The sequence below is a fragment of the Kribbella sp. genome (assembly GCF_035687465.1).
Taxonomy (GTDB): domain Bacteria; phylum Actinomycetota; class Actinomycetes; order Propionibacteriales; family Kribbellaceae; genus Kribbella.
Genome location: NZ_DASRXP010000124.1, coordinates 1 through 4,734 on the forward strand (window position 1 = coordinate 1; position 4,734 = coordinate 4,734).

6 protein-coding genes and 1 pseudogene are annotated in these 4,734 nt (G+C 68.0%); 5 read left to right on the top strand and 2 right to left on the bottom strand.

Features of this window, described 5'->3' with window-relative positions:
* From VFG33_RS06490 to VFG33_RS06500, 3 genes and pseudogenes are all read left to right on the top strand, one after another.
* Nucleotides 1-371 (top strand): annotated as a pseudogene (locus VFG33_RS06490) (hypothetical protein); the annotation flags it as partial.
* Nucleotides 368-1,168 carry a poly(3-hydroxyalkanoate) depolymerase gene (gene phaZ, locus VFG33_RS06495; protein ID WP_325023442.1) on the top strand — a complete coding sequence of 267 codons (801 nt, stop codon included), beginning with the start codon at nt 368-370 and terminating at the stop codon, nt 1,166-1,168. The pseudogene VFG33_RS06490 and the gene phaZ, both read left to right, overlap by 4 nt.
* 9 nt (nt 1,169-1,177) lie before the next feature.
* A complete protein-coding gene (locus VFG33_RS06500; protein WP_325023444.1) occupies nt 1,178-2,350 on the top strand; it encodes an acyl-CoA dehydrogenase family protein in 1,173 nt (390 codons plus the stop codon).
* A gap of 11 nt (nt 2,351-2,361) precedes the next feature.
* On the opposite strand, the gene VFG33_RS06505 is transcribed toward VFG33_RS06500, so the two are convergent.
* Nucleotides 2,362-2,694, bottom strand: coding sequence for a hypothetical protein (locus VFG33_RS06505; RefSeq protein WP_325023446.1), 333 nt, complete (start codon nt 2,692-2,694; stop codon nt 2,362-2,364).
* Here VFG33_RS06505 and VFG33_RS06510 point away from each other — a divergent pair.
* A complete protein-coding gene (locus VFG33_RS06510; RefSeq protein WP_325023448.1) occupies nt 2,693-2,920 on the top strand; it encodes a hypothetical protein in 228 nt (75 codons plus the stop codon). The two genes, VFG33_RS06505 and VFG33_RS06510, sit on opposite strands and share 2 nt — an antisense overlap.
* Before the next feature lie 3 nt (nt 2,921-2,923).
* Here VFG33_RS06510 and VFG33_RS06515 read toward each other — a convergent pair whose 3' ends face one another.
* On the bottom strand, nt 2,924-3,829 hold the full coding sequence (locus VFG33_RS06515) for an alpha/beta hydrolase (RefSeq protein WP_325023450.1): 906 nt from the start codon (nt 3,827-3,829) through the stop codon (nt 2,924-2,926).
* A 100-nt stretch (nt 3,830-3,929) separates the two neighbouring features.
* Here VFG33_RS06515 and VFG33_RS06520 point away from each other — a divergent pair.
* The coding region (locus VFG33_RS06520; protein ID WP_325023452.1) for a helix-turn-helix transcriptional regulator at nt 3,930-4,734 on the top strand (805 nt) is incomplete at its 3' end.

The following is a 4,734-nucleotide window of genomic DNA, read 5'->3' on the forward strand; positions in this document are numbered from 1 at the left end:
GCAAGATCGGCGTTCCGTCGTACGTCGTCGCGGGGATCGCTGACCACATCTGCCCGTGGCAGTCCTGCTACCGGACCACTCAACTGCTCGGCGGCGACAACAGGTTCGTGCTGTCGACCAGCGGGCACATCGCGTCGATCGTCAACCCACCCGGCAATCCGAAGGCGACGTACCAGGTCAACGACAGCAGTCCACCCGATCCGGAACAATGGTTGCGCACGGCAACGACGGCGCAGGGATCCTGGTGGCCGGACCTGGTGACCTGGCTGACCGAGCGCGGCGGCCGGCTACGGAACGCGCCTAGCGAACTCGGCGGCGCCGGCCTTGCCCCGCTGGACCCTGCACCCGGCACTTATGTATTCGCCACATGACCATCAAGGTGGCCGGGCAGTCGATCCGGTACGACATCAGGAAGGGTGACGGCCGTTCCACTCCCCTGCTGATGCTCTGCGGGATCGGGGCAGCCTTCGAGGTACTGCAACCAGCCGTCGACGCTCTCGATCCGGACCGGGAGGTGATCCGGTTCGACGTACCCGGTGTCGGCGGATCGCCGGTCGGCCCGTTGCCGTACTCGTTCCCGGCCCTCGCCTGGCTGACCCGCCGACTGCTCAACCACCTCGGCTACCAGGAGGTCGACGTCCTGGGATTCTCGTGGGGCGGTGGGCTCGCCCAGCAGCTCGCCGTTCAGCATCCGAACACGGTCCGCCGGCTGGTCCTGATCAGTACCGCCACCGGCATGCTGATGGTGCCTGGAAGCCCGCGCACCCTGCTGAAGATGGTGACGCCCCGGCGCTTCACCGATCCCGAGTACGCCGCCGGCCTGGCGGCGTACCTGTACGGCGGCAGCGCGCGACGGCACTCCGCCGAGATCCGGCGGGTGTTCCGGGCCCAGGTGCAGGCCGGCTCCCGGCGCGGGTACCTCTTCCAGCTCGTGGCCGGTGCAGGCTGGACGAGTCTGCCCTTCCTCGGGCTGATCAAGCAGCCCACACTGATCCTGAGCGGGGACGACGACCCGATCATCCCGCTCGCGAACGCACACCTGATGGCCCGGTTGATCCGCCACTCCGAGTTGCACGTGTACCCCGGTGGGCACGTGGAACTCGTCACCGAGGCGCCGACGCTGACGCCGGTCATCACCGAGTTCCTGTCCAGGGACCTGCGTCTTTGAGGAGGCGGTATGAGCACCGACCCGATCGACTTCTACTCGCTGGAGGGCCTGATCGACGACGCCGATCGGGCGCTGCTGCACGCCGTCCGGGATTTCGGCGACAAACAGGTCGCGCCGATCATCAACGAGCACTGGTCGCGGGCGACCTTCCCGTTCGAGCTGCTGCCTGCGCTCGGGGAGCTGGGCATCGCCGGTACGCCATACCAGGGGTATGGCTGTCCGGGGCGGAGCTTCCTGATGGACGGCCTGATCGCGATGGAGCTCGCCACCGCCGATCCGTCGATCGCGACCTTCAACGGCGTCCACAGTGGGTTGTCGATGGGGTCGATCTACCTGTGCGGCTCCGAGGAGCAGAAGGAGCGGTGGCTCCCCCGGATGGCGACGCTCGAGCTGATCGGTGCCTTCGGGCTCACCGAACCCGGGGTCGGCTCCGGCGCCTCGGGCGGCCTGCAGACCACCGCCCGGCGCGACGGCGACAGTTGGGTGCTGAACGGCCAGAAGAAGTGGATCGGCAATGCGACCTTCGCCGATCTCACCGTGATCTGGGCCCGGGACGAGGCCGACGGGCAGGTGAAGGGCTTCGTCGTCGAGAAGGACACGCCTGGATTCAGCACCGTCAAGATCAAGGACAAGATGGCGTTGCGCGTGGTCCAGAACGCGCTCATCACCCTCACCGACGCGCGGGTGCCCGAGGCGAACCGGCTGACGGGCGCGCAGACCTTCCGCGACACCGCCAAGGTGCTGCTGATGACGCGCGCCGGCGTTGCCTGGATGGCGGTCGGATGTGCCCGCGGTGCCTACCGCCACGCCCTCGCCTACGCGGGCGAGCGGGAGCAGTTCGGCAAGCCAATCGCGTCGTTCCAGCTCGTCCAGGATCTCCTGGTCCGGATGCTGGCGAACACCACCGCGTCCGCGACCCTCTGCGCCCGGCTCTCCCAGCTCCAGGACGCCGGCCTCGCCTACGACGAACACGCCTCGCTGGCGAAGATGTTCTGCACCGTCCGGATGCGCGAAACCGTGGGCTATGCCCGCGAACTCCTCGGCGGCAACGGCATCCTGCTCGAACACAACGTCGGCCGGTACGTCGCGGACGCCGAGGCAATCTACTCCTACGGAGGCACCCGCGAGATGAACACCCTGATCGTCGGCCGCTCCATCACCGGCCACTCCGCCTTCATCTAGGACGGAGGTCATCACCGATGCCACCAGACACACCAGCGGAACTGCAGGGCGAGCTCCGCTTCGACGAAGCAACGCGCAACGAGAGCGCCGACGACTTCGGCCACCTCGTGCACCAACTCCCGGAGGGCGTCCTCCAGCCAGGTTCCGCCGACGATGTGGCCAAGACGATCCAGTGGACCGCGTCGCGGGGCGGCAACGTGATCGCCCTGGAGGTCGTGACCGGCGAGGGGAAGAAGGTCACCTGCTCGGCGGACGACAACGCCGACCTGTTCAACGCAGTACGCGCCGGGCTCGGTCAGGTCGGCATCATCACCAGCGCGACGCTCAAGCTCATCGCCGCGCATGCCGGCGACCAACGACGCCAAGGCAGCGGCTCGGCTCGTGGACCTCAACAAAGACATCTATCAGCGGGTCCGGGCCGCGGGCGCCACCCTGTACCCGGTCAGTGCGCTCCCGCTGTCCAAGGCCGAGTGGCGAGACCACCTCGGCCAGGCCTTCGGACAACTGGAAGCCGCGAAGCAGCGGTACGACCCGGACCAGCTCCTCACACCCGGCTACGAAATCTTCTGACGTTCAGAGCGCAGCGTAGAAGTTGGTCAGCTTCGCTACCGCAGGGGTGACGTACTCGTCCTTGTCGTACAAGTCGGTGTGGGAGGCGCCTTCGATCCAGGTCAGCTCCTTCGGGCCCTGTGCCCGCTGGAACGCCTCGACGCTCATCCAGGCAGTGACAGCCTCGCGTCCGACGATCATCAACAGCGGCCGCGGTGAGATCAGATCGACCGCACGGAGCGCGTCGAAGGCGACGATGTGGTCGATGCTGGTCCAGGTGAACGCCTTGGCCGACCGTGGGTGCATCGCCCGGGGGGTGCAGTAGTACTCCCACCCCTCGAACACATGCTGTCCGCCTTGTCGGGCCTCCTCCTCCGTCGCCGGGAAGATGTCGAAGCTCTGGACCTCCTTGCCCTGAGCTTCCGCAGTACGGGCTGCCGCGGCGGCGTCGAGCATGCTCTGGAGGACGGCCGGATCCTGGCTGCCGTCGGCACCCATCCGGAACTGCCGGGCGATGTCGTCGGCACTCACCGTCCCCACCGCCTTGATCCGGTGATCGATACCGGCGGCCGCGAGGCTGTACCCGCCGGAGGCACAGATGCCCAGCATGCCGATCCGATCGGGATCGACCTCCTCTCTGGTGGTGAGGAACGACACGGCCGCCTTGAGGTCCTCGACCCGGTGGGCCGGATCCTCCAGCCCTCGCGGCTCTCCCTCGCTCGCTCCCTGGTAGGCGGCATCGAAGGCGAGGGTGACGAAGCCCTGCGCGGCCAGTCGTCCGGCGTACAGGCCGGCCGCCTGCTCCTTCACGCCGCTGCCGGGGTGGCCGACCACGATCGCCGGGCGTGGCCCGGTGGTGTCGTCGTCGGGGGTGTACAGGTGTCCGGCGAGCTGCAGGCCCGCGCTGGGGAAGGTGATATCGGTTCTCATATCCCCACCATCGCCGCCGCGGCGGCCGCGCCCCAGGGAGAGTTCTGCGTAGGCAAGCCAGTACCAGGCACCCGTTCCGGATCGCGTGGACACTGGAGTCATGGCCACTGAACTTGGCGAGTTCCTGCGTGCCCGACGCGCCGCGCTCGACCCGCAGCGGGCGGGTATCCCGGATGACGGCCGGCTACGCCGCGTTGCAGGCTTGCGCCGGGAGGAACTGGCCCAGCTCGCACACGTGAGCGTGGACTACGTCGTCCGGCTGGAACAGGGCCGCAGTAACCGGGTCTCCCGCCCGGTACTTGACGCACTCGCCGATGCCCTGCAACTCGCCGCCGACGAACGCGACTACCTCTTCACCGTGGCCGACGTCGCACCGGCCACGGCCGCGCGTCAACCCGCACGAGTCGCCGTGTCCCCTCAGCTACGCCAACTCCTGGACACGATGCACGACGTCCCCGCGATGGTGCTGAGCCGCACGATGGACGTACTGGCCTGGAACCGAGGTGCCGTCGCCCTCCTGACCGACTTCGACCAGGTCGCACCGAACCGGCGAAACCTGATCTGGCTGACCTTCCTCGACCAGGACTTCAGAGCCCTGTACGCCGACTGGCCGCGCGCCGCCCGCGAATGCGTGGCCTTACTGCGAATGGAGGCCGGCCGCAATCCCGACGACCCGGCCCTCAAGGCGCTGATCGGCGAACTCAACGCCCGGGACCCCGACTTCCGCACCTGGTGGACCACCTACAAGGTCCGCGGCCCCCACCAATTGACCAAGACCTACGTCCATCCGATCGTCGGTGCCCTGACCCTCGAGGTCCAGCAGTTCACCGTCGACACCCACCCCAACCAGTTCCTGGTGGCCTACACGGCCGCACCCGACTCCCCGTCGTACGAGGGCCTCCGCT

Bases quoted from the DNA above. Each gene is read 5' to 3' on its own strand.
- phaZ (WP_325023442.1), top strand. From the start codon at position 368: ATGACCATCAAGGTGGCCGGGCAGTCGATCCGGTACGACATCAGGAAG.
- VFG33_RS06515 (WP_325023450.1), bottom strand. From the start codon at position 3,829: ATGAGAACCGATATCACCTTCCCCAGCGCGGGCCTGCAGCTCGCCGGA.
- VFG33_RS06500 (WP_325023444.1), top strand. From the start codon at position 1,178: ATGAGCACCGACCCGATCGACTTCTACTCGCTGGAGGGCCTGATCGAC.
- VFG33_RS06510 (WP_325023448.1), top strand. From the start codon at position 2,693: ATGCCGGCGACCAACGACGCCAAGGCAGCGGCTCGGCTCGTGGACCTC.
- VFG33_RS06505 (WP_325023446.1), bottom strand. From the start codon at position 2,694: ATGCGCGGCGATGAGCTTGAGCGTCGCGCTGGTGATGATGCCGACCTG.